The sequence below is a fragment of the Heyndrickxia acidicola genome (genome assembly GCF_001636425.1).
In the GTDB taxonomy this organism is placed as follows: Bacteria; Bacillota; Bacilli; order Bacillales; family Bacillaceae_C; genus Bacillus_AE; species Bacillus_AE acidicola.
Window position 1 is genome coordinate 2,334,353 of the sequence record NZ_KV440953.1, and the last position, 24,003, is coordinate 2,358,355.

The 24,003-nt window shown below is 38.8% G+C and carries 22 protein-coding genes; 12 read left to right on the plus strand and 10 right to left on the minus strand.

The annotated features are described in order from the left end of the window. Nucleotides 1-218 precede the first annotated feature (218 nt). On the plus strand, nucleotides 219-887 hold the full coding sequence (locus tag A5N88_RS10930) for a TerC family protein (protein ID WP_066270448.1): 669 nt from the start codon (nucleotides 219-221) through the stop codon (nucleotides 885-887). An 86-nt stretch (nucleotides 888-973) separates the two neighbouring features. Here A5N88_RS10930 and A5N88_RS10935 read toward each other — a convergent pair whose 3' ends face one another. The 5 genes from A5N88_RS10935 to A5N88_RS10955 form a co-directional block, all read right to left on the minus strand. Continuing rightward, on the minus strand, nucleotides 974-1,159 hold the full coding sequence (locus A5N88_RS10935) for a YhzD family protein (protein ID WP_066265814.1): 186 nt from the start codon (nucleotides 1,157-1,159) through the stop codon (nucleotides 974-976). A 26-nt stretch (nucleotides 1,160-1,185) separates the two neighbouring features. Further along, entirely contained in the window at nucleotides 1,186-1,968 is a 783-nt protein-coding gene (locus A5N88_RS10940) for an enoyl-CoA hydratase (protein WP_066265820.1), read from the minus strand. Nucleotides 1,969-2,292: 324 nt separating this feature from the next. Next, a complete protein-coding gene (locus tag A5N88_RS10945) occupies nucleotides 2,293-3,810 on the minus strand; it encodes a coproporphyrinogen III oxidase (protein WP_066265821.1) in 1,518 nt (505 codons plus the stop codon). Between the two features lie 286 nt (nucleotides 3,811-4,096). Then, nucleotides 4,097-4,963, minus strand: coding sequence for a Cof-type HAD-IIB family hydrolase (locus tag A5N88_RS10950; protein ID WP_066265823.1), 867 nt, complete (start codon nucleotides 4,961-4,963; stop codon nucleotides 4,097-4,099). Between the two features lie 358 nt (nucleotides 4,964-5,321). Next, nucleotides 5,322-5,675, minus strand: coding sequence for a YlbF/YmcA family competence regulator (locus tag A5N88_RS10955; RefSeq protein ID WP_066265826.1), 354 nt, complete (start codon nucleotides 5,673-5,675; stop codon nucleotides 5,322-5,324). A 702-nt stretch (nucleotides 5,676-6,377) separates the two neighbouring features. Here A5N88_RS10955 and A5N88_RS10960 point away from each other — a divergent pair. From A5N88_RS10960 to A5N88_RS10995, 8 genes are all read left to right on the plus strand, one after another. Continuing rightward, on the plus strand, nucleotides 6,378-7,739 hold the full coding sequence (locus tag A5N88_RS10960; RefSeq protein WP_198160242.1) for a YheC/YheD family endospore coat-associated protein: 1,362 nt from the start codon (nucleotides 6,378-6,380) through the stop codon (nucleotides 7,737-7,739). Continuing rightward, on the plus strand, nucleotides 7,736-8,833 hold the full coding sequence (locus tag A5N88_RS10965; protein WP_157090655.1) for a YheC/YheD family endospore coat-associated protein: 1,098 nt from the start codon (nucleotides 7,736-7,738) through the stop codon (nucleotides 8,831-8,833). The genes A5N88_RS10960 and A5N88_RS10965 overlap by 4 nt, the downstream gene beginning before the upstream one ends. 95 nt (nucleotides 8,834-8,928) lie before the next feature. Continuing rightward, nucleotides 8,929-10,290 carry a YheC/YheD family endospore coat-associated protein gene (locus A5N88_RS10970; protein WP_066265828.1) on the plus strand — a complete coding sequence of 454 codons (1,362 nt, stop codon included), beginning with the start codon at nucleotides 8,929-8,931 and terminating at the stop codon, nucleotides 10,288-10,290. Next, complete coding sequence (locus A5N88_RS10975) at nucleotides 10,287-11,489, plus strand: YheC/YheD family endospore coat-associated protein (RefSeq protein ID WP_083953121.1); 1,203 nt, start codon at nucleotides 10,287-10,289, stop codon at nucleotides 11,487-11,489. Before A5N88_RS10970 ends, A5N88_RS10975 begins: the two co-directional genes overlap by 4 nt. A gap of 366 nt (nucleotides 11,490-11,855) precedes the next feature. Continuing rightward, the gene (locus tag A5N88_RS10980) at nucleotides 11,856-12,065 is read left to right on the plus strand and encodes a DUF5342 family protein (RefSeq protein WP_066265830.1); all 210 of its coding nucleotides are present in this window, start codon (nucleotides 11,856-11,858) and stop codon (nucleotides 12,063-12,065) included. A 137-nt stretch (nucleotides 12,066-12,202) separates the two neighbouring features. Then, nucleotides 12,203-12,400 (plus strand): hypothetical protein, encoded by a 198-nt coding sequence (locus A5N88_RS10985; RefSeq protein ID WP_066265833.1) that lies wholly within the window; start codon nucleotides 12,203-12,205, stop codon nucleotides 12,398-12,400. Between the two features lie 438 nt (nucleotides 12,401-12,838). Continuing rightward, nucleotides 12,839-13,750, plus strand: a complete 912-nt coding sequence (locus A5N88_RS10990; protein ID WP_066265837.1) for a PucR family transcriptional regulator — start codon at nucleotides 12,839-12,841, stop codon at nucleotides 13,748-13,750. A 103-nt stretch (nucleotides 13,751-13,853) separates the two neighbouring features. After that, nucleotides 13,854-14,954: an ABC transporter ATP-binding protein gene (locus A5N88_RS10995; protein WP_066265843.1), complete on the plus strand. Its 1,101-nt coding sequence runs from the start codon at nucleotides 13,854-13,856 to the stop codon at nucleotides 14,952-14,954. Nucleotides 14,955-15,009: 55 nt separating this feature from the next. On the opposite strand, the gene A5N88_RS11000 is transcribed toward A5N88_RS10995, so the two are convergent. Further along, the gene (locus A5N88_RS11000; protein ID WP_066265844.1) at nucleotides 15,010-15,264 is read right to left on the minus strand and encodes a hypothetical protein; all 255 of its coding nucleotides are present in this window, start codon (nucleotides 15,262-15,264) and stop codon (nucleotides 15,010-15,012) included. Between the two features lie 538 nt (nucleotides 15,265-15,802). Here A5N88_RS11000 and A5N88_RS11005 point away from each other — a divergent pair. Continuing rightward, on the plus strand, nucleotides 15,803-16,006 hold the full coding sequence (locus A5N88_RS11005; RefSeq protein WP_066265851.1) for an alpha/beta-type small acid-soluble spore protein: 204 nt from the start codon (nucleotides 15,803-15,805) through the stop codon (nucleotides 16,004-16,006). A gap of 237 nt (nucleotides 16,007-16,243) precedes the next feature. On the opposite strand, the gene A5N88_RS11010 is transcribed toward A5N88_RS11005, so the two are convergent. From A5N88_RS11010 to A5N88_RS11020, 4 genes are all read right to left on the minus strand, one after another. Beyond that, on the minus strand, nucleotides 16,244-16,453 hold the full coding sequence (locus A5N88_RS11010; RefSeq protein WP_066265858.1) for a YozQ family protein: 210 nt from the start codon (nucleotides 16,451-16,453) through the stop codon (nucleotides 16,244-16,246). Between the two features lie 651 nt (nucleotides 16,454-17,104). Then, nucleotides 17,105-18,493, minus strand: a complete 1,389-nt coding sequence (gene fumC, locus A5N88_RS11015) for a class II fumarate hydratase (protein ID WP_066265860.1) — start codon at nucleotides 18,491-18,493, stop codon at nucleotides 17,105-17,107. A gap of 265 nt (nucleotides 18,494-18,758) precedes the next feature. After that, complete coding sequence (locus A5N88_RS24885) at nucleotides 18,759-19,070, minus strand: hypothetical protein (RefSeq protein ID WP_157090656.1); 312 nt, start codon at nucleotides 19,068-19,070, stop codon at nucleotides 18,759-18,761. Between the two features lie 213 nt (nucleotides 19,071-19,283). After that, nucleotides 19,284-21,350 carry a transglycosylase domain-containing protein gene (locus tag A5N88_RS11020; RefSeq protein WP_066265862.1) on the minus strand — a complete coding sequence of 689 codons (2,067 nt, stop codon included), beginning with the start codon at nucleotides 21,348-21,350 and terminating at the stop codon, nucleotides 19,284-19,286. Nucleotides 21,351-21,701: 351 nt separating this feature from the next. Between A5N88_RS11020 and A5N88_RS11025 the strand changes: the two genes are divergently transcribed. Both A5N88_RS11025 and A5N88_RS11030 read left to right on the plus strand, forming a co-directional pair. After that, nucleotides 21,702-22,211, plus strand: a complete 510-nt coding sequence (locus tag A5N88_RS11025; RefSeq protein WP_066265864.1) for a universal stress protein — start codon at nucleotides 21,702-21,704, stop codon at nucleotides 22,209-22,211. Nucleotides 22,212-22,876: 665 nt separating this feature from the next. Further along, nucleotides 22,877-23,986, plus strand: a complete 1,110-nt coding sequence (locus A5N88_RS11030; RefSeq protein WP_066265866.1) for a histidine kinase N-terminal domain-containing protein — start codon at nucleotides 22,877-22,879, stop codon at nucleotides 23,984-23,986. The last annotated feature ends 17 nt before the right edge of the window (nucleotides 23,987-24,003 follow it).

The following is a 24,003-nucleotide window of genomic DNA, read 5'->3' on the forward strand; positions in this document are numbered from 1 at the left end:
ACTCCCCCCTGGTTCCTTCTCTATAATAATTTCTTTTGTTGCTCTTCTATGTTATACGAATCATCCCTAAAAAAGATCCATTTTTTACTCTATTCAGAAATCCTATTAAATTTTTTCTATCGTTAATTCTTTATGTTAAGATAAATTGAATAGATATATGACTGCAATAGAGAGGAGTATATTTCTTGATCCATGATATTCAATTTTCTGCAGCTTCCATGCTGTTAATCATAAAAATAATTGCAATTGATATCGTCCTATCAGGAGACAATGCTGTTGTGATTGCGATGGCTACTCGTAATCTGCCAGACAAACAACAAAATAAAGGAATTTTATTTGGAACAATTGGAGCCGTTGTTATTCGAATTCTCCTTGCTCTTGTGATTGTTGAACTGATGAAAATTCCTTATGTAAATGTTATTGGCGGAATCCTTCTTTTATGGATTTCGTACAAGGTTCTAGTGGGCGGAGAGGAAAATGTAAAGGTAAAATCAGAATCCAGCCTATTAAAAGCCATTTGCACTATTATTGCTGCAGACGCAATCATGAGCCTAGATAATGTCGTAGCTCTTGCCGGAGCTTCAAACGGCCATATAGGACTCATTGCAATAGGCGTAACCTTCAGCATTCCTATCATGATTTTCTTTTCAAAGTTAATTGTACAGCTGATGAATAAGTATAGCTGGATTGCTTACATTGGCTCTGGAATCCTGGCATGGACAGGAGCCAATATGCTTTTTAAGGACGAGCAGTTCCTTAATCTAATTAATCTTGACCAAGGCTATTTCACCTACTTCCTAACTGGAGTGGTGACCATTACTGTTGTAGCCGCTGGATACGGGGTGAACCGGCGGGCTTCAAAGCGCAGGTTCCATCATAGTCATTAAACGAGGAAATAGTCCCATCCTAATAAGAGAAAACGCAGCCGGTATATGAACCGCTGCGTTTATTGTTTTGTATGTGAATTGCTGGTCTATCGATGAAACAAGATTAATTTACCTGCAGGCGATGTGCACCGATGGGTTTTTTCAAAGGCCCCCTTTTCCTTAAGCAGCGTTTCTCCTTTTTGTTTCGCCTCCTGTTCAGATGCCGCTTCAAAAGACTCATCAAGAATTTTTTCTCCATCTGGTTCAAATGCAGTTAATTTAAAAATAGCCATACCCGTTCTCCTTCCATGTTCTTTCTCTATTCACCATGAAACTCAGGTTTTCTTTTTTCTACAAACGCCTGAATTCCTTCTGAATGATCCTTGGTTTGCCTCATCTTCCATTGTGCAGCCTTTTCAAGCTCAAGGGATTTTAAAAACTTTGGACGATTTAATTCTGTATAGATTTTTTTTGTTTTAATCATGGCAAGAAGAGGTTTTGCTTTCCATACCTTCAGCAGTACTCCCAACTCGCTATGAATGTCATCTGTCACCGAATCAATAATTTCTAGATTTATTGCCTCTTCTCCTGAAAGGACTTTTCCTTCCCAAATAAGCTTTTTAGCTTTTTCCTGGCCGATCCTTCTCTCAAGTAAAAAATGACCTCCCCCGTCAGGTACAAGTCCAATTCCGATAAAGTTCATTGCGATCTTACTATCCTTTTCCGCTACGATATGGTCACATGCAAGCGCAATGCTAAGACCAAGCCCTGCTGCAGCCCCGCTTATCGCAGCAATAGTAATTTTTGGCATGCCATAAAGGGTGGTCACTAAGTCATTGATGTGGTCCATAAATGATTTAAACAGATCCTCTCCGCTCATCTGAAGCATTTCTTTTATATCGCCCCCTGACGAAAAAGCGCTTCCATTTCCTTTAAGCACTACGATTTTAACATTTGGATTAATTGAAATGGATTTAAGTCCATCAAGTAATTCTCTAATAAGAGTAGAATTCAGGGCGTTAAGAGATTTGGGCCGATTCAAGGATATATAGGCTGTTTCTTTCTGTATATCAATTTCAATTGTTTCATAAGTGGAAATCATAGTACACTCTCCTTTAACAATTTTCTATCTATAGCATAACTGAATGACCATTCATTTTTCAATATCTTTTTCACTTTTTTCAAATTTCCAGCTATTTAATTTGGCAATGTAAATTTCTTATGTTAATAACATCTTTTTCAGCTTAGCTGTATGACAAGTGAAATGAACGTTTCACTTGAAGAAACTTAAAAAAGCAGGCATTGGCAGTGAACGTTTAAAACAGGCCCTGGAAGCTTTCAAATTTTGCAGGAGAAAACGCTCATCAAGACAACTGAACCAAAAATATAAACCTGGCAAGCATATAGCTGCCAGGTTTACATTACGCTATTTTTGGGTGCTTTGTGCGGGATAAAGCTCTTCTAAAATAGCTATTTTTTTCTCTGTATATTCCTTAAAGTTTTCATTATAGGATTTGGGATCCTTTGGATTGGAGAACTGCTGAATATGTCCCGTTTTAGGATCAATAAATTTGCTCGCTGCTCCGCATCCAATTCCAATAATGGTTTGTACTTCTTCCATAATAATAATGTTATAAAGGCTTTCTTGATTTTCAAGAGAATACCCGACATTTTCAAGGTTTCCCAGGATATTTTTTTGCCTGTAGAGATAATAAGGTGCATATTGATGCTGTTTCGTCCAGTTCTCAGCCAGCGACATCATTTGTTCCGTTTCACTTCGGTCAGCCACTTTGTATTTTTCTTTATTTCTTGTCATTTCAGAAGCACGTTTAAAGGAAAGGGTATGCACTGTTAAGGACTCGGGCATTAATTTGTCCGTTTCATCCAAGGAATGCTGGAATTCCGATACCCCTTCACCGGGGAGTCCAATTATTAAATCCATGTTGATATTGTTCATGCCCATGCTTCTTGCTAAATGGAATTTATCAATGGTTTCTTCTACACTGTGGTGCCGTCCAATTGCCTTTAACGTTTCGTTTGTATAGGACTGTGGATTAATGCTGATTCGGTCAATATTCCATTTTTTTAAAATTTCCAGCTTTTCAGGGGTAATCGTATCAGGCCTGCCAGCTTCAACTGTAACCTCTCGTATAGAAGAAACTTCTGGGAAGGATTGATGCATTTCTTCATATAAAAGATCCATTTCTTCAGCCGTAATAGAGGTTGGGGTCCCTCCGCCAAAGTATACAGTTGTAATTTTGATCCCTCTTTCCTTCAGCCATTTTCCCGTTTCCCTCATTTCATAGTGGAGACCGCTTAGAAAGGAATCCACACGGCCCTGCTTGCCCAGAATGGCATACGCAGGAAATGTGCAATACGCACACTTGGTCGGGCAAAATGGGATACCAATATAAATGCTGACTTCATCCTGTAAGGTGTACAGGTCGGGTATTACCTTAAGCTGGAGGTCAACGATGGATTGCATAAGCTCAATTTTTTCATCAGAAAGCATGTATTCTTCTTTTAGTTGACTATGCGCCAGCTCCCTGTCAATTCCCATCCGCACTTTTTTGTGCATAAGTTTTGTAGGGCGTACCCCTGTAAGGACTCCCCATTTTTGATAAATGCCAGTGAAATTCTGCAACACGGATAAGTAAACATGTGAGACCGCATTTTTTACTTTTGTAAAAAAATCCTTTTCTGATAGTCCCTCTTCTATCTCTTTGGAATACGCTGCCCTATATACTTCTGAATCGCCCGATTTTACTAGGGATACAGAAACAGTTACTGTATTCTCCTTTATATCAAGGAGAATTTCTACTTTTATATCAGCATCACTATCTTGACCTAAAAAAATGTCTGTTTCCTCAAAAAATAAATTTGCTATATTTTGCAAGGGACGTTTAAATCGTTCGTCCTCCAGTCCATCTATTTGAATTTTCATGGATATCACCTTTCACCTTAAAAACTTCTTTAAGTGTACTGGAATGACCTTAGTCAGGTCAACTAACGATGAAGCTGGGTTTGAGAGTATGTAATGCTGAATGTTAGAGAGATAATAGTTGCTCGGGAGCATCCTCGGTGTTCTTGGCCTCCATTGCCTCCCTTAACCTGCTTTTTTAGCAGCTGTCTCGTGTCTTTGGGTTTTTCGCAATTAACATGAAACCTTAATAGAGACTTACATAAAAATAGGGCCATCCATTCTGCCAGAAAGGAGACCCTTTGTCATATTATTTCATTTGTTTCATTTTTCGCAAAAATTGTATTGGCTGCTGCTTACGGAAATGTTCCTTTACCATATAGGATACTCCGTTTTCATTATTGGATCTGGTTATCCAATCTGCAGCACGCTTTATTTTGGGTGATGCATTTCCCATGGCTACCCCTAAACCGGCCCACTCAATGAGCGGCAAATCATCTGGACCGGATCCGATCATGACGACCTCTTCACGGTGAATATTTAATCGATCACATATATAAAGAACACCTTTTAGCTTCGAAACTCCTGATGGTACGATTTCCAGTTTTCCATCTTCATTTTCTATACAATCTACTTCATCAAACATTGCATTGATGGCTTTTTTGCAGTCCTGACGATCTTCTGTATCTTCAAAAATCACTTCTATTTTAGGCGGAGACATGGGCGATTCAGCGAGCGACTCGCTTAATGAGTCGACGTAACGCTCTGAGTATGAAAACGCATTGCTGGTTTGGAACATAACCTTGCCTACCAAATTACTTGGCAGCTTCACTCTATTGGCAAGGGAATAATGTTCATGAACTAGCCGTATTCTGGACGGAAACTTTTCAAGGAAGCGAACTAATTCAGCACAGGATTCCTCACTGATCCTTTTTACAAACATAGGCTTCTTGAGGTCTGCAGCAATGTATGAGCCTTGATGAGTAACCAAAAAGGTATTCAGCTTGAGGGCCTTTGCAATACGATTAGCTGACGAAAAATCCCTTGACGTAACCAGCGTGACTGCAATCCCTTTACTTCCGGCATATTCAATTGCTTCCTTTGTTGTTTTATTTAAACGGCCATTACCTTGTAACAAGGTACCATCAATATTCAATGCTAACATTTTATAAAGCATGATGCTCCCCCTTATCATGGTGTCATGTCATAGAACTCATGGACTTTTCTTGTTAATATATCTTGAGCCTGCCCTTTCTATAGTTTTATGAAAAAGCCCAATATTATAGAACAAGTGCAATAGAAATAAAAGCTCTAGACAGACTCCATCGTTGAAAACCCCTGAGTAAGGGTGCTGGAGATCACCTCAATAGGATAGCAGGCATGCGTACTCCGAAACGGTCCATCTTGCCCCTTTAATGCATTAAAGGGGTCTGACCCCTTTCTTGCTTTAATGTATTAAAAGAAATTAAACAGCAGGTTATCCCTTTAAAGAAAGATAAAAGGAAACAGTCACCTGACCGTTTCCTTTTATGTGTTTATCTCATAGAACCATATAGTTCATCTAAAGGTTTCATGATGATTTTATTTAATTCATTAATAGCCATACTCATATGCTGCTCTGCATCCATCAGCTTCACAATTTTTTCATTTTGCTGGACAACAGCGGCTATGTTCTGGGCTTTTTGAACCTCTTGCTGCCCGATTTCCTGCCCCGTCATTTGTTTTTCCTGAAGGGTCATTTGGATTTGGCGAAATTCATCAAAAAGCTTCTTCGCAGCTGGATCATTGTTGACATTGTCATACATCGCTTTTAGATGCAGGTATTCCTGGCTTGTTCTCAATGCTTTTTCTAATTCATATGCATAATCATACAGATTCGTTGTAGGCAAAAATAAAACCTCCTAAAAAATTCAGCTCTTATCACTATAACAAAGTATGTGTATGAATGCGAATATGACACACACCCAGCTCTTTAAAACCGGCTCTGTTAATCCTGTCGGCTGATTTCCGCTGCAGGCAACCCCTTTCTGCAGACGGCAGAGCAGGTTCTCACATGCTCCAGTGAGGTCTCTCCTAACCCGTTTCAGCATTACTCTCGTGCCTTTCTCTCCAATCAACAAATGGGATGGCTCTTTTCGTAAACTTTGTGCTATTTCCGCTAAAAAAGTGAGTGAAACAAAATGTTCAATATGTAAACTTTTGTATAGTTTACAAAAATATTCCATGTAAACTGACAGAATACGGATATATTCAATGTAAGAAAAGCAACAATCTATGCAGAAGCAGCCATTGGGAAAATCAACAATAATCTATAACAGAACTAAATGCCAGAGCAGGGAATCGTCCAGCAAGGTTATCAAAGATAGAATTTTACGTGGTTACACTACAGTTTTTGATGAACCCTTTCCTCCTAAACGACATAGGATATCAGCAAAAGCCCATTTTTCATTCTTAGTTGCTGCACTTTTTAAAACTGTCATCGGTAACAAATGAGAAAAAACTGAGAAACCATGCCATAGTGCCAAACCGGAATGCAGTCGATTGCCGGCCGGGATTCAGGCATAAATTTTGATGCAAGCGGGGAAACGACAATGGCTCATCAAATAACGGTTATTCCTTCTTCCAGCAACAAGGGGACGTCTTCCTTCATTGCCATTTCAGAAGGACTGATGAAGAAGCTGAATATTTCAATGTCTCCTGGCAAAAAGCTTATATTAAGGGCGGGAACAGAAACAGCTGTCGTGCACTTAGCCCCTCCTTCAAATGAAACAAGTAATAATATTATTTGGATGAATAAAGCTTGTTTTCAACAACTGCGGCTGCCTTATTCCTCTTTTTCTTTTCAAGCAGCTGTCAAGAATGATTATCTCTGCATTGGGCCAGTCATCGCTATCTTAACAGAATGGAAAGCCTTTGAAGAAGAAGCAGCCCACTTTGGAACACTGCACACTTTTTGCACAGAGCTTCAGGAATATATTGAACAGTGCGGAGGTTTCATATACTTAACCAGCATGTCACTTTATCCTGGGGAAGGCTATTACTTTTCCACTGGGAAATGGCAAAAGGGCCCTGTTCCCCGCCCTGACATTATTTATAATCGAATTCATTCCCGGATTAAGGAAAAAACCACTGTATTTAAAGACTTGGCTAAACAATGGCAAGCAGATGGGATTCCTTATTTTAACGATCGTTATCTATCTAAATGGGAGATCCATCAAATCATTAATAAAAAAGAAAACCTGCACCCCTTTCTTCCCACCACAGATATTTATACAGCGCCTGTCTTAGAGGAATTCCTACACCAATATCAGGATGTCTATCTTAAGCCTATCCATGGAAGCCAGGGAAGAAATATTATTCATATTTATAGAAATGGCCACAACTATCATCTTGAACAGACGACCTTTTCGAATGATTCGCCCCTAACATTCCATTCCTTTTCTAAGCTCTTATTAAAAATTGAAACATGGCTCCAAAACAAGCCTTATATTCTCCAGCAGGGTTTGCCTTTGGCATCATTTAATGGAAGAAAGGTCGATTTCAGGCTTCTTTGCCATAAAGTAAATGCTGACAACTGGAAAGTGACCTCATCTATTGCCAGAATTTCCGGCGACCATCAATTTGTATCCAATCTTGCTCAAGGCGGGCTGCTGGAAAGACCAGCTAAAGTGTTGGAAGATATGTTTCCTAAAGAAAAAGCAAGGCAGGCTCAGCAGTTAATGTCTGAATTGGCACTCGAAGCAGCAGCTGTACTGAGTGAGAGAACAGATGGGCTCATGGCTGAACTTGGCATGGATATCGGAGTTGATTTGAATGGCAGTCCTTTTTTAATAGAAATAAATATTAAGCCTTCTAAATTAAGGGATGAGCCTAGTCCTGCAATCCGTCCCTCTGTAAAGGCTATATATCATTATTGTGAAAATAGATGGAATGAAAGGAGCTATGAACGGTGACAATTCCAATGGGAATTTTAACTCTAACACCTGAGGAGAATGATGGCTATTTTAAAGAAATCGGAAAAAGAGCTGTAGAATTTGATATTGCTCTATACCTGTTTTCTCCTTTAAATATTAAGCCGGAAAACAGCCTTATTTTTGGATATCAATTTGATGCGGATAATGCAGAATGGATAAAAACAGAGTTTAGTATCCCCCATTTTTTATATGACCGATGCTTTTATGGTGCTGACAGAGGATCAAAAGAAGCTAAAACGATCGTTTCCTGGCTGAAGGCACGCAAGGATATCACATTTTTGGGTTATGGGTTACCCAATAAATGGATTCTCTATGAGGGATTAAAAAATCACCCTCTCATTTCTCCTTATCTGCCAATGACGACGAAAGCATCATCCGCTGAAAAAGTAATAAATGAATTAAGTAAATATGAAGAAATTATTCTGAAGCCTATAGATGGCGCACATGGATATGCAGTCTATTCCATACGATCTGACGGGAAAGCTATTGTTGTAAAAACAACCAAAAAAGGGAAGATTGTGGAGAAAAAATTCGAGAACATTGAACAAATATCTCCTTGGCTGGAAAGTCTCCTTATAAAACATATATTTCTTATCCAGCCCCGATTGGATAACCGCAATAAAAATAATGAACCCTTTGATCTGAGGGTCTTTATTCAAAAGGATCCAGAAGGAAATTGGAAGGAAGTTGGCCGCGGTGTACGTAATGGAAAAAAATATGGCTTATTGACAAATATTAGTGCAGGAGCAAGTGTTCAAACCTATCATTCATGGCTGCCTACGGTTCCTTCATTTGATCATCACTACCTTTCCAATGAACTTCAGAGCCTGCTTTCCATCCTACCCATAGAATTAGAAAAAAGCTTTCACCCATTATTTGAACTGGGCATCGACATTATTATTGCCAGAGACCAATCTCTGTGGATATTGGATATGAATTCCAAACCCGGAAGGAAAATTATCAGTTTGAATCATCCAAACGAATTAGAGTCATTATACAAAGCGCCCCTCGCGTACTGTCAGTTTTTAGCTAACCAACAGTCTATTGATTCAGCAGCAATTAAACTGAATTAATCTAATTTTAAGGGACACGGACAGATAAGATGGACGAAATTTATATGGTTCAGCAAATTCGGGAAAATATTCCCTTCAAAAAGAGGTGTGATGTAATGCCTAAACGTTATAAAGTTGAATTTTTTGATCAGAACGAACCGATAATGTATTACCCAGCAAATTTTGGTTTAGAAGAAGATCCTAAAAGAATTGCGTTTGGCTCTAACATTGTCGATGCCGACTGTAAACAGCAGCCATATGACAGGAATACGCTTTCTATTAGTTCTGCATTGGCAGAGCTTTTGCAAATACCTGAATTTATAAAAACCTTATATGCATTTGAAAATAGTGATCAGCTTTTATTGGGGCCATTAGTTGGTATTTTTTCCTCAGGTTTTACACCATTTCAGGAAAATCCCATAGGGGAGCGGTCCGAATTATTCACGAAGCTTTTATCAGTCCAGTCTTCCGTCGGGGTTGTCCCGTTTTTATTTGGTGAGCAGCATATTGATTGGGAAAAAGGGCAAATAGAAGGTTTTTTCCAGGGAAATTCCGGATGGGAAACAAGGAATGTTCCTTTTCCCAATGTAATTTACGATCGCCTTCCCAACCGAAAAAGTGAAAGCACACAGGGGTCTAGAGAAGTGAAGGAAAAGCTTGAAAAAGATTATCTCATTCCATGGTATAATCCAGGCTTTTTTAGCAAACTTGATGTTTACGAACATTTATTTCAGGATGAAAAGGTGGCAGAATATCTTCCAGATACCTCTCCTTTTGTTTCGTATCATCAAGTGGAACAAATGCTTTCACGATATGGGCATGTATATGTAAAACCAATAAATGGAAGTCTCGGTTTAGGTATTCACCAAATCATTTATGACCGGCAAAAGGCAGCCTATTATTGCAAGTTCCATGATACTGAAAATCGCCTTCTTAAGTACCCTACTCTTGAACAGCTGATGGACCGTGTTTTCAGGAATAAACAGCTAGATCGAATGATTATTCAGCAGGGCATCGATCTCATCCGCTATCAGCATAGACCTGTTGATTTTAGAGTTCATGCCAATAAGGATACAAAAGGTGCCTGGAAAATAAGTGCCATAGCTGCAAAAGTTGCAGGGGTAGGCAGTCCGACCACTCATATAAAAAATGGCGGAACGATTAAAACCATTGATGAGCTTTTTGCAGATTCTGGGCTGAAAAGACAGCTAAAGGAAGGATTGGAAACAGCAGCATTAGAGATTGCTGTGTCATTGGAAGAAAATTTGAATGGCATAATTGGTGAAATAGGTTTTGATTTTGGCATAGATTCCGATGGGCATATCTGGCTTTTTGAGGCAAATTCAAAGCCCGGACGATCAATATTTTCCCATCCCGAATTGAAGGAATTCGATATCCTTACACGAAGGCTGAGCCTTGCTTACTCTGTTTATCTAACTGATAGATGGCTTCACACACCTGAGGAACTATTTACATGATTACCGTTTCCTTTGATCCAAAACGCAATACCTTTGTTCATGCCAGACCAGAACTAGGGCATTTATTTTGGGGGGCTGACGATGAATTGGTGCATAACGTCAAGGGAGAAGAAATACAGGAAGAATGGACACTTCATTTTCAGGAAAAAAGAAAAAGGCTAGGTCCTCTGGTAGGAATTTTGTGCGGAAAAATGAAGAGCGGCGAGTTGATGGGCAATCGCCGCCTTTTCATGAATTTACAAAATGAACTTCAGGAGTCAGGAGGAGTTTCTTTCCTTTTTACATTGGAGGATTGTTTTGATCATTATATAGAAGGTACCTGTTATATACCCTTGAAAAAGAAATGGATTCGCTCCACTTTTCCCCTGCCCAACATTATCTACAATCGACTCCCCTCACGTCTTGGAGAAAAGGAGCAATCCTTTATACAGTTTAAGGAAAAGATGAAGCAAAAAACGCTCTCTTTCTTTAATCCTTCTTATATAGATAAATTTTCACTCTACTCCCTTTTTTCCAAACATAAAACATTATCCTCTCTCCTGCCTCCAACTATTCTTATTGACAATGATGCTTCCATATTGGATGCTTTTCTTTCAGAGCATACAGACCTTTATATCAAGCCTACAAGCAGTTCACAAGGAAACGGGATTAAGAGAATCAAAAAAAGCAGTTTTGACATGGTACATGTTACCACTGCTAAAAAGGAAGTGAGTTTCCCTACCTTTGAGGCATTCTGGAAGCACCATCAAAGTGACTCCAGGTTTACCTCTTTCCTTGCACAAAAAACCATTGAAAGCCGTTTACTAAATGGAAGAAAATTCGATTACAGAATTCTTTCTCATTATCATAAAGGACGCTATCTCCTAACCGGTATTGGAATAAGGGTTGCGAAAGAAAATGGCTTGACTACACATGTCCCAAGGGGCGGGACCCTTTATCCCTACAAAGAATTGCAAAATCCTGACCTGGATAAACAGTTTGAATGGATTGCCAATGAATGCGGTAAAGCTTTAACGAAAGAATATGGTTTTTTTGGAGAGTTTACCCTCGATGTAGGGGAAGATAAAGATGGAAAGCTGTGGCTTTATGAAGTTAACGCTAAACCAATGGCTTTTGATGAAAAGGACATTGAAGAAAATAAAATCAAAAGCTTATCAAGACTTTTTCACGAATTGACACACACTTTATATAATCGTTAACAAGGCAGCAGTGCTTTCATTTGCATAGGCTGCCTTTTTTAAAGCTTTTCAATTGCCTACGAAATACTGCCACAAAGGTGTAAAGCAATAATCTATGCGAAAACAGCCTATATGAATCTTTGATTGCATTGCGTTATAATGACTATACAAGATTAAAGCCCTTTCAATACATTTTTATTTAAAGGCTGAGTTAGATTCTTGGTGACTGAAACCCTAAAAAACTTCTGCAGGGAAAAGCGGGTGAAACGCAGTCTTTAGCTTGAGTGAAGCTGCAGTGCAGCTCATTCCCCCTCTCATTTCAGGAACCTGAAGCGGAAATTAACCTGAAGGATTAACTGCGTCTACATAAAAGCAAGGAGTGTATTTATGATTCAACATTTCCAATTCCAGTCCCTTTACTCAAACAAGCAGCTTCCAGGGTGGTCCTTTTCCTTTATTTACAAGAGAAAGAAATACACAGGCCTATATCATCCAGATGGAAACATCGAATGGAATCAAGAAGAAGCTATTCCGAATGAAGAACAATTAAAAGAGCAAATACATGCTTTAATGCTGTACCATGTTTATGATCACTAAGAAATTTAGGGAAAATTACCAGAATCCTTTTTGAGTGTTTCTTCCGCTTTATTGCTTAAACTATAAACGCGGAACGCAATTTATTCCGTTCTTTACAATGTACACTCTTGCATTTCTTCTCATGAGGAGGACGGTATATGGACAGCCAAAACAAAGATGAGCTAGAGTTCCTTCCAGATACAGTTTATGAAGGAAAAGATAAAGCCTATCTGGATGTGGATCGAATCATTAACGAAGGGCTTTCCGGTGGTTCTGTTCATATGAGGCAGGACTGCACAAACATTGAAGAAGCAGTTGAGTTTTTTGAAGAATCACAGCCGGAGGAAAAAGCGTAGGCGACTCGTTTTCTGTGGCATATAGAGACCGACAAATGGTTACATGCCGACAGGTAAAACCGTAAGACGCGGATGTTGAAAGCAGTCCTATTTTCCAATAGGGCTGCTTTTCAGTTGAATTTTAATGGTGAATCTGCTCGTTTTTTAGCTTATTTTACAGTAAAGCAAGGACACAAAAGCAAACTTGATTGCTCCCAGGCCGCCCGCGGAAAGCGAATGCCTGCAGCTTAAATCAACGAGCAGGAAGATCAAAGCACTCGCCATGTATTCCTTTAACCCCTATTTTGCATTGAAACCAATGTTGAATGTAGCGGAAAACGAGACTCAATTTTTTGCTTAAGAAGCCTAAGATGTTTAAAATAAGATTACTGAATATAAAGGCATTTTTTTATTCAGTACTAAACAAGGAGCAACTGCCTTTCATAAAGAGGAGAGACCATGATTACACAATTACAAAAAAGGTATCCAAAATCAATTTTGGAAACATATCCAGTTCTGCACCCCGGCATCACATGGTTTCATATAGAAAATGAACACCAATATCTCGGAATTCCTGATAGTGATATGACCTCTGAGGAAAAGGAGCTGCTTGGCACTCTATTCCCTATTTTCAAAGCAGAGAAGCTAATAAATCCCACAACTGAGTCACAGAACTGGCATAATTTTTTATCCGGAAAAAATGTTGAATTTCCTGTTAAAGAAGGCAGCCGATTACGGTTTATTCAGTTTGCTATTCATTCCACAAAGGAAGGGTTTGATCGAATTGCCTGGGAAGAAGCAGTCAAAAGCTTATTTTCAAATAATGTTACCCTCGTCTATCTTTCATCATCTTCCGGAACGATAATAGAAACAGCTGCCAGTTTTGTTTTATCAGAGGAAGAATTGAAATCCTCCATCGAAGCGTTTGAAAGTGATTTTTACTTTACTGTCCATTTCTTTATTGGGCCGTTTCGGGATTTAGATAATCAAATTCAGAATGATTTCTTATTTGAAAAGAAGTTGTTTGAATTTGGCAGAAGAGAAATGAGGAAAGAAAGATTATATACTCTATCTAGTATATTTCCGTTGTATCTTTTAAAAAGTGTTTCTTATAAAGCAAAAGAAAGCTGCTTCTCTCCTTTAACATCTATCTTTCAAGAAGACAAGGACATTTGGAGGACCATTAAGCTTTATATCGAGAACAATTCAAACGCGAGTCTTACAGCAAAACAGCTTTTTATGCACAGAAATAGCCTTCAATACCGTATTGATAAATTTACAGAACGCACAGGCTTTGACCTAAAGTCCTTTAAGGACGCTGTTACTGTCTATCTCGCCTGCCTCGATTTTAAAAATGAACATCAGCTTTAGTACAACTTGCCAAAAATGTTCCGTCCTTTTTGTGCAATGTGACCATAGCCTAATGAAAGGCCTTTCATTACAATAAAAGAAAGAAATAAGGGAGGGCTTTCAAATGGCTGAATTACAATTAGAACATATTTATAAAATCTATGATAATAAGGTAACCGCAGTAAGCGATTTCAATCTTCATATTCAAGATAAGGAATTCATCGTTTTCGTAGGCCCGTCTGGTTGTGGTAAATCTACTACCCTTCGTATGATCGCTGGACTTGAAGAAATTTCAAAAGGAGATTTCTTAATCGATGGAAAACGTGTAAACGACGTAGCTCCAAAAGACCGCGATATTGCGATGGTTTTCCAAAACTATGCATTGTATCCTCACATGAGTGTTTATGATAACATGGCATTTGGTTTGAAGCTCCGTAAAATTCCTAAGCCGGAGATTGATAAACGCGTAAAAGAAGCCGCAAAGATTCTTGGCCTTGAAACGTATTTAGAGAGAAAGCCTAAAGCTCTTTCAGGCGGTCAGCGCCAGCGTGTTGCCCTAGGCCGTGCGATTGTGCGTGATGCAAAAGTATTCTTGATGGATGAACCATTATCAAACCTTGATGCAAAGCTTCGTGTACAAATGCGTGCCGAAATCGCAAAACTGCATCAGCGTCTTCAAACAACAACAATCTATGTAACACATGACCAAACTGAAGCGATGACAATGGCAACAAGGATCGTTATTATGAAGGATGGTGTTATCCAGCAGGTAGGAACACCAAAAGAAGTGTATGACAATCCTATAAATATGTTCGTAGGCGGATTTATCGGATCGCCAGCAATGAACTTCCTAAAAGGAACAGTTGAAAATGGTGCCTTTGTAATTTCTAACCAAGCAAAAATTGCTATTCCAGAAGGTAAAATGAAATTCCTTAAAAACTATGTAGGCAAAAAAGTTACTTTGGGTATTCGTCCAGAAGATATCCATGATGAGCCTGTATTCATCAGTGCCTCAGAAGGTACAAAAATTTCTGCAACCATTGAAGTATCTGAACTGCTTGGTGCAGAAACAATGCTTTATTCACAAATTGACGGACAGGACTTTATTTCAAGAATTGATTCTAGAACCATTGTACGCCCTGGAGATAAAATCGATCTTGCTTTTGACATGAATAAAGCTCATTTCTTCGATGTTGAAACAGAAGCGAATATTGGTTTAGCTTAAGCTTAGCCAATATAGTAAAAAAAGCAATCGTATTATTTACGATTGCTTTTTGTTTTTATAAAAAGTTTGCATAGCTTACCGCTTTAGTTAGACTATGACCGCAATGATTACATTTATATACATGATAGCACTCCTTTTTCTTAGAGCTATCCGGATCGCCATCTACAAGCATCATCGAATCAATTTCCATGTATGGACTATAATCATCATAATAATCAAATATTCTTCCCTCTTCTTCCATGTTGGTTCCGCATTCGGGACAGAGGATTGTCAGTTCCATCACCCCATTGCAAAGACCGCACCATTCCATCCATATCACCTGCTGTAAACATTGTTATGTATAAGGTGTGCATGAATAGCTGAAAATATCCCTGCTATTGCTGCTTTAAGAAAAACGATAGCGTCTTGCTCATCCACGTACGAATTTCTTAATCTTCAATTGAGATAAAGGAAACTAGATATTGAAGGCACTCGCTTTTCACAGACGGAAGGGGAGCCTCTTCGTCGCTTGCTCCTGCGAAGTCTCCCCTAACCTGCATTCTTAAGCTGGAGTCTCGCCTCTGCAGCTCCAATCAGTGTGGATGTAAACTCAACATTAATCTTTAACAAAGCCTGTTAAATAAAAAAATTTTATACTTTTCTCCCCTACAAAAAAGGGTTAAATTACCATTATTACTCTTTGTATATTTGACTTCTAAATAAACATAATACTTAGTAACAACCGCATCACATCACTGGGTTACACCTAAGAAGGTCATAAATTAAATACAAGTCAATTTAATTTGTGGGCTGGTGCAATTCCGGCTAACCCAACCATTACAAAACTCAACTTAGGAGATGACAGAATTATGGCAAACAACAACAGCTCTAACAACCTAGTTGCTCCAGGAGCACAAAAAGCAATCGATCAAATGAAATACGAAATCGCTCAAGAATTTGGTGTAAGCCTTGGTGCAGACACTACATCTCGTGCAAACGGATCTGTTGGTGGAGAAATCACTAAACGCCTAGTATCTATGGCTGAATCTCAACTTGGCGGATACCAAAAATAATTATTAAAACATCATATTATTTGGCTATTCGGGAGGCGCCTTATGGTGTCTCCCGTCCATTTTTTCTACCAATGTTTCCAAAAGCAAATAGCTTATAAATTGGTTTGAAATAGCTTGCAGCACTTCATCATATAAAAGGGTGCCTCTTTAACCATCCTAAGAAAAACTAATCATACCTTAGAGATTTGCTAATAAATTGGACTATTTTCTCTAAAAAAATAACTGAGGAAAATGTCCTCAGCTATTGCCTTTTCTTGGAATGTCAATTATTTCTCCATTTTCTTTCTCAATCTTGCCATCTATTGTTCCTTCTGCATAATTATCATTCGCCTGCTCATGAGTCGTCGCCAGCCCTGAAGAAGTTTCATCTTCTCTGTTGTAATCATCCTTTTCAAAGGTGCGTCCAGCAATTTTTGATGTATCGAGTTTATCTTTTTTGTTGTCCAATGTTCTTCCTCCTTCTTTGCGTAAGCTGCTTTCGCATCGATTGTTGTTTTACGTATTATAGATAAATCCGTATTCTTGGCATCTTTTCGTAAACCAATCATAAGTACTACATAATTCGATAATTTTTGTGTGAAATAGCAACAAAGCTGACGAAAAGAGGCTTTTCGGAAATATCCTCTGCCTATACATTCTATTCCCTTCTTACTATTGGCTAAACAGAAATAAACTATCCAACGAAAACAACGATTATGAGGGAAGACTGAAACTTTTCCATTGGACTCTGTTCATTTTTCTAATGAACACCTATTCCTGTGCCAGCTTTTAGCAGACGGCCGTTACAGGAGACTCCTGTCACTCTGCAGCCTGCGTCGTATCCCTTTATCGCCTTCTCTAGCGGCTGGTGTCTTATTTAATTAACAATAGGATCAAATCACTATTTGGGCTTTAACAGAGACATTGGGGGCACATTGTTCTTCCTACGCTCAAGCTGTCTGTCCATGAGCCTCCTCTTCACTTAGTCCTTTAAGGTTCTCTTAATACTTACACCTAGCTGCAGGTTTCACATACATTCTCTTAAGGTTAAGGAGTTGACATTAAGAAAAAAAACTCTGCCTGTACTCTTCAAAGAAAAAGAGGATATGGTTTGCAAAATTAATCAGGCAAGTTGACCATTTTAACAGGGTCAATCCATTTATCGTATTGTTCTTCCGTTACATAACCCGTTTTTATTGCAGCTTCTTTTAGAGTTAATCCTTCTTTAAATGCTAGTTTTGCAATCATAGCAGCCTTTTCATAACCTATGTGAGGATTCAAGGCCGTTACCAGCATAAGAGAACGATTTACATTTTCCTCGATCGTATCGTAATTTGCTTCCAATCCCTGAAGGCAATGCTCGTCGAATGAAATAATAGCGCCACTTAAAAGGTGAATGGATTGCAATACATTAAAGAGAATGACAGGCTTGAAAACATTTAGCTCAAAATTTCCCTGACTTGCAGCAAATCCAATGGTGGCATCATTTCCAAATACCTGGACTGCCACCATAGTCATGGCTTCACTTTGAGTTGGGTTTACTTTTCCCGGCATAATTGAGCTCCCTGGTTCGTTTGCAGGTATGGTAATTTCTCCAATTCCGCTTCGTGGTCCGCTTGCCAGCCACCTGACATCATTAGCGATTTTCATCATATCTGCGGCAAGTGCTTTTAAAGCACCATGCACATAAACGATTTCATCATGACTTGTTAAGGCATGAAATTTATTATTCGATGACATAAACGGATAGCCCGTTTGTTCCTTTAATTGTTCTGCTACTTTATCTCCAAAAGCAGGGTCTGCATTAATTCCGGTTCCCACAGCTGTTCCTCCAATAGCAAGTGAAAGAATGTGCCTGGAGCTTTCTTCAATCATCCTTTCCGTTCTTTCTATCATTGCCCTCCAGCCGCTAATTTCCTGGCCAAGTGTCAATGGGGTTGCATCCTGTAAATGGGTTCTCCCAATTTTAATGACATTCATATAGGTATGTTCTTTTTTCAACAGCGTTTTCTTTATCTGTCTCAAAGAAGGAATAAGAAGTTTTTGTATTTCAGAATAAACGGCAATATGCATCGCTGTAGGGAATGTGTCATTAGAGCTTTGGGACATATTTATGTCGTCATTCGGATGAATGCTTTCATCACTTGCTACTTCTTGAAGGATTTCATTTGCCCGTCTTGCCAACACTTCATTTACATTCATATTGGACTGCGTCCCACTTCCCGTTTGCCAGACTACTAAAGGAAAATGATCATCAAATCTGCCATCTAAAACTTCTTCACACGCTTGGACAATTGCTTTCATTTTGGTCCTGGACAACTTGCCCAATTTGCAATTTACAACAGCTGCAGATTTTTTCAATTGTGCAAATGCCTGAATTAACTCAAGAGGCATTTTTTCTGATCCTATTTTAAAATTATCTTTGCTTCGCTGTGTCTGGGCTCCCCAATATTTATCAGCAGGAACCTTTACTTCACCAAGAGTGTCTTTCTCTATGCGATAATCCATAGTCCTTACTCCTCCTTCTTAGAGATAACTTCAGCCTAACTCTGTAAACCGAAAAAAAAGAGTCTTTGCTAATACAGCTATATTTTCCCATATTCGTGTTGAAATTGCATGAATATTGATTTTTATTTTGCATTGTAAGGCTATGCTGTCATTCAGGAGTTTGCTCTTATATAAATGTTGTGCGAAACTGTCAGTTAATTCCAAATTAGGATTTTACATAGACATAGACTTTAGACATAAACAGCGTTCTGATCTTCCTGCTGGGTTAATTTCCGCTGCATGCGCTCGCTTTCCGCGGCCTAAGGGAGCCTCCTCGTCGCAAGCTCCTGCGGGGTCTCCCTAAGGCCAGCTGATCCCGCAGGAGTCTCGCACCTTTCTCTCCAATCAACCTTTGTATTAAATCCAAATTGGGATTGTATAAAGATATAGGCAGCGTTCTAATCGTCCTGCCGATTATTTTCATTCCAAATACTCGATTTTCGTTGACGGTAGGGGACCACATCGTTGCATGCTTTTGCGGAATCCCTCTAATAACTTGCTTAACTTGCAGTAGTCTTTTGTCTTCCACTCTAATCAACGTTGAATCCAAACGAGATTTGGGTATTACTAGATATGCTTTGCGCTATTAGTCCTGCTTGTTCTTTTCTGCTCAAATAAAATTAATGAAAGAGACACCCTGCTATTATTAACACCAAGTGTTCTTCCCCTCTTCTTCTTTTGTACCTAAAAATAAAAAAGAGGGGACTCAAAAGGCCGCTTATATAACCGCCTTTTGAGTCACCCTCTTTCCTTAGTGTTTGCCGCTTAAAAAGTTTCTCACTGTATCTTCAAGATCCTTCCACCGGCCTTTATTTTCTTCTATTTTCTTTTTAATATTCTGTGCCTCTTGCTGCATTTTTTGATTAAATTCTTTAGCTCGTTCTGTAAAAGGATGGTTAGTTGTAGCTTGTTGTTGCTTGAGTATCTGGTTTACCGATTGAGCATCAAAACTTCCCGGCTTAGTATAATGAAGGGTATTTTGCATAACTGCCTGAAAGATTGGTACTACTCCCTGTTCACTTAACCCCATTAGATAGTGCTGTGGGTCCGTACGGTCATACCCTAGCCAGACGGCTCCGACCAAATTAGGGGTGTAGCCAACAAACCATTGATCTTTTGTTCCATTCCTGCTAAAGTCCACTTGCGTAGAGCCTGATTTCCCTGCAATGCGGTAGCCAGGAACATTGATTCCTTTACCGGTTCCTGATTCCACAACATTTAACATCATGGAAGTCATTTGATCTGTGACCTTTTTGGAAGTGACCTTTGTTTCCTGCTGTTGATTTTGAGCAATCACGTTACCGGTTGGTCCAATGATTTTTGTAATTAAATGCCCTTTTTCTTCTACACCGTTATTAGGGAAGGTAGAAAAGGCCTGAGCCATCTGGAATGGCGAAACTCCGTTTTGGATGCCTCCAAGGGCAAGCCCGAGCTGCCTATCCTGGTTTGTTAACGGAAGACCGAAACGCTTAACGGCATCCATCCCTTTATCAATTCCAATCTGGTCCAAAAGCCAGACAGCAGGAATATTGATTGAATCCTCCAATGCCCTGTACATTGGAACTTGTCCTAAATATTGATTATCATAATTTTGTGGATGATAGGATCCAAAGGACATTTTTGTGTCATTTAACATGGATTCCGGCGTATATCCCTGCTCCAAAGCGGGAGTATAGACTGCTAGAGGCTTCATAGTTGAACCAGGCTGCCTTTGCAGCTGAGTTGCACGGTTAAAGCCAAGAAAAACCTTCTCCCCTCTTCCACCTACAAGCGCTCGGACACCGCCTGTATGGGGATCCATCAGGACAGCACCGCTCTGAACCATCTGGCCGCCCATTCCTTGCGGGAATAAGCTGTCATTCTTATATACACGTTCAAGGCCAGATTGGATATTCTGATCTAATTCTGTATATATTTTATATCCTCTTGTTAAAATCTCGTCCTGGGAAAGGCCATATTTTGACATAGCCTCATTAATCACGGCATCCACATAGTACGGATATTTTCCCTTTAAAGGGTCCTCCCCTTTATCCTTTAGTACCAACTTCTCTGCAACAGCCGAGTTATACTGGCTGTCTGTTATCATACCATATTTCTTCATTGCTCCGAGAACCAGGTTCCTTCTATTAATGGCACTATCCATATGCAGGTAAGGGTTTAAAGCCGTTGGAGCATTGACTAGTCCGGCAAGTGTTGCGGCTTCACTCAAATCAATATTTTGAACATCCGTCCCAAAATATCTTCTCGAAGCATTTTGTATGCCCCAAGCACCGCTTCCAAAGTAAACCTGGTTGAGATACATTTCCAATATTTCACTTTTTGTATAATGTTTTTCAATTTCAACTGCTAAAAATAATTCCTCAATTTTCCTCTTAAATGTCCGTTGTGAAGTAAGAAGGGCATTTTTTGTTAATTGCTGGGTAATCGTACTTCCTCCTGCCCTAACTCCTCCTGCAGTTATATCTTTTAATAATGCACTTGTTGTTCCGATAATATCAAAGCCATGATGCTGATAAAAACGATGATCCTCTATTGCAACAATGGCATCTTGCATATTTTTTGGTACTTCTTTAATTGAGACATGGTCCATTTGAGTAGACGATATCCTACTTGCAACATTGCCATCCTTATCAATGATTTCTGTGGATTGCGATAATCCCTTTTTCAATGCAGCAATATTTACAGTACTGGCAAAATAAGCAAAAAACGCCAAAAATACCAGCAGTCCGACTGACACGATTAAAATGACAATCTGATTCATATGGGCTTTTTTCCAAAGCCGCTTTACAGCTGTCCAAATCCGCTGTAATATATCCATTTTCTTCCCTGCCCTTTCATTATGACGATAGGCTGAATCCTTCTTAGGAATCCATTTGCAATCTCTAAACAGACCGCTTCCTTTATGTCAGAGATTGCTTTTTTTATTTTTACACAATGGCGATAAAAGATACGGTATCCCATCCTTTTACGAACTGAAGCTAGAAAAAAAGATGAAAGCTCAATCTTTCATCTATGCAAAAGCATAGTATTAATAGGATAAAAAATCAATGGTAACAACAAACAGAAGTAAATATTCCCAATAAATCTATTGGCCGTTATGTTTTTTTTTAAAAGGGTATAGGTAGATTACAATGCTTTCATTAAAATAAAATTAAATGAGGTGACTGCAATGTATAACAAAATTTTAGTAGCCTTTGATAACTCAGAAACAAGCAGGCATGCACTTGAAAGAGCTGGCCAAATATGCTCGGCTATAGAAAATTCTCAATTAACCGTTGTACATGTAAACAAAGAAAGAGCTCTAACAACGACTCCCTCAATTCAGGGAGTAAGAGATGAATATGTATCATTGCCGCGTATTGATGCTGGCGTGTTTACAGGTTCAATGCCGGTCGATACTGTTCCAAAGAGAGAAAATACCCATCAAATCATCGAAGACAGTGTTGATACAGCTATTCAGCACGCAAAACAAATACTGGAGCCGCTGGGAATTAAAGCAGAATATCAGGTGCTGGATGGCCATACAGTTGATAATATTTGCGGCTTTGCGGAAAGTACGGATACCGATTTAATTATTGTTGGTTCAAGTGAAAAAAGTGCCTTTAAAAAGTTTTTCCTCGGCAGCGTCAGTGAGGATATTATGAAAAGCACGGACATTGATATCCTGATTGTAAAATAACACTTTCTTTAAAAAAGGCTTTGTTAAAGAACAATCTTGATTTTAAACCTACCTTGATTGGAGCTTAAAAGCGAAATTCCTGCTTAGAACAGCGTGTCTAAAGAGCCTCCGCAGGAGCTTGTGGCGAGAAGGCTCCGCTGCAGCGGAAATCAACAGGCAAGATGAACAGAGTCTGAAAAAAGTATACAGAGGCGGTTTGCAGACAATATTCTTGAATGCAAGCCGCTTTTTATCTTGTTTCCATAGAAAAATTTCACACCAAATCCAGCAAAACCGGATAGATTTCTGCCATACTCAACATGGATAAGTCCGTATTTGGTCTATCTTCGGGGCATCTTTTCATAAGCAATTTACAGGTTTATAACAGAGCCTGTAAATTTCATTATTTTTTTGTTAAATAGGTACCAAATTTACGAAAAGAGCCTTGTCAAATATCAACAAACTTCACGAAAAAGCCTACAGAATGATGCCACAATTTGTCATAATAAAAAGAATTCAATTTAAATATTCAAATACGCTTGTAAATATTCCAATAATTTTGATATATTAAGACTAAAATCTGTCTTGTTGATTTTGTTAGTTAATTACCATTTATACATAACCAAGTAAGGCTTTTTCCCTATTGTAAAAATTTCACTAAATGAAGATGGAACGGGGTGATAAATATGCAATCTGTCAGTGAAAGCATTTTAAACCATTTGGCCACCACAAAAGAGGAATTTTTTTCTAATTGGAAAAAGGAGATTATCGAATCTGACAAGGGAGTTTCAGAAAGCTTTGTGATCCCTAACATGGAGATGTTTTATGAAGTTATTCAGCAGTCTCTTATGTTGCCTAAGAAAGAACTCAATTATTTAATCGAAGACCTGGCAAATAAAATTGCAAAGACGAAGCTGGAAGGAAAAACAAATATAGGAGATTTTGTATACAATGTCGAAGCAGCAAAAACCATCCTTTATAAAATGCTTCATTCCTCCTATCCAAATTGGCCGCATTTACCAGAAGTTATAGAATCCATTAGTTATGCTTTTAGCTACTTTCTGTACTATACTGTGACTGTTTATACTGATAAAAAAAATCAAATTATAGAAGAAAAAAATCAATACATAACTTCTACCCATCAAGAAAGACTAACAATCCTCGGCCAAATGACATCTAGTTTTGTACATGAATTCCGTAATCCATTGACATCCATTCTGGGGTTTATTCAGCTTCTTCGTGCGGAACAGCCGAATCTTCCCTATTTAGATATCATTGAAAATGAACTTGATCAGCTAAAGTTCAGCATCTCCCAATTCTTACTGCTATCTAAGCGGGAAATCATAGAGCAAGAAAAGATAGCCTTTCGATTTAAAGAACTGTTGGAGGAAGTTTTATCCTTCCTGTATCCCCGTATCTTAGAGGTCAATGTCGAAATTATAAAAGAAATTGAAATGGATTATACTTTTCAAGGGTATAAGGACGAGATCCGGCAGGTACTGGTGAATATTATTTTTAATGCTATTGATGTGTTAGCAGAGAAAGCTATGCCTACCATCCGTATTCATCTGGCTGAAGAAAATGGTTTCATTCAAATACAGATTTCGAACAACGGTCCAAAAATTCCTGAAAGTCTTTTGGATAATATTTTTGAGCCCTTCTTTACTACGAAGAAATCCGGTACAGGGATTGGCCTATTCGTATGCAAAGAAATAATTGAAAAGCACAGGGGTACATTAACCTGCCATTCAGATGATCGATGGACAAATTTCACAATACTCCTTCCTTTAAACTAGACTCTGTTGTGCTCATA

Bases quoted from the DNA above. Each gene is read 5' to 3' on its own strand.
- A5N88_RS11020 (WP_066265862.1), bottom strand. From the start codon at position 21,350: ATGGATATATTACAGCGGATTTGGACAGCTGTAAAGCGGCTTTGGAAA.
- A5N88_RS10985 (WP_066265833.1), top strand. From the start codon at position 12,203: ATGGACAGCCAAAACAAAGATGAGCTAGAGTTCCTTCCAGATACAGTT.
- A5N88_RS11030 (WP_066265866.1), top strand. From the start codon at position 22,877: ATGCAATCTGTCAGTGAAAGCATTTTAAACCATTTGGCCACCACAAAA.
- A5N88_RS10970 (WP_066265828.1), top strand. From the start codon at position 8,929: ATGCCTAAACGTTATAAAGTTGAATTTTTTGATCAGAACGAACCGATA.
- A5N88_RS10990 (WP_066265837.1), top strand. From the start codon at position 12,839: ATGATTACACAATTACAAAAAAGGTATCCAAAATCAATTTTGGAAACA.
- A5N88_RS10950 (WP_066265823.1), bottom strand. From the start codon at position 4,963: ATGCTTTATAAAATGTTAGCATTGAATATTGATGGTACCTTGTTACAA.
- fumC (WP_066265860.1), bottom strand. From the start codon at position 18,493: ATGGATTATCGCATAGAGAAAGACACTCTTGGTGAAGTAAAGGTTCCT.
- A5N88_RS11025 (WP_066265864.1), top strand. From the start codon at position 21,702: ATGTATAACAAAATTTTAGTAGCCTTTGATAACTCAGAAACAAGCAGG.
- A5N88_RS10980 (WP_066265830.1), top strand. From the start codon at position 11,856: ATGATTCAACATTTCCAATTCCAGTCCCTTTACTCAAACAAGCAGCTT.
- A5N88_RS11000 (WP_066265844.1), bottom strand. From the start codon at position 15,264: ATGGAATGGTGCGGTCTTTGCAATGGGGTGATGGAACTGACAATCCTC.
- A5N88_RS10935 (WP_066265814.1), bottom strand. From the start codon at position 1,159: ATGGCTATTTTTAAATTAACTGCATTTGAACCAGATGGAGAAAAAATT.
- A5N88_RS10940 (WP_066265820.1), bottom strand. From the start codon at position 1,968: ATGATTTCCACTTATGAAACAATTGAAATTGATATACAGAAAGAAACA.
- A5N88_RS10945 (WP_066265821.1), bottom strand. From the start codon at position 3,810: ATGAAAATTCAAATAGATGGACTGGAGGACGAACGATTTAAACGTCCC.
- A5N88_RS10930 (WP_066270448.1), top strand. From the start codon at position 219: ATGCTGTTAATCATAAAAATAATTGCAATTGATATCGTCCTATCAGGA.
- A5N88_RS10960 (WP_198160242.1), top strand. From the start codon at position 6,378: ATGGCTCATCAAATAACGGTTATTCCTTCTTCCAGCAACAAGGGGACG.
- A5N88_RS10995 (WP_066265843.1), top strand. From the start codon at position 13,854: ATGGCTGAATTACAATTAGAACATATTTATAAAATCTATGATAATAAG.
- A5N88_RS10975 (WP_083953121.1), top strand. From the start codon at position 10,287: ATGATTACCGTTTCCTTTGATCCAAAACGCAATACCTTTGTTCATGCC.
- A5N88_RS11005 (WP_066265851.1), top strand. From the start codon at position 15,803: ATGGCAAACAACAACAGCTCTAACAACCTAGTTGCTCCAGGAGCACAA.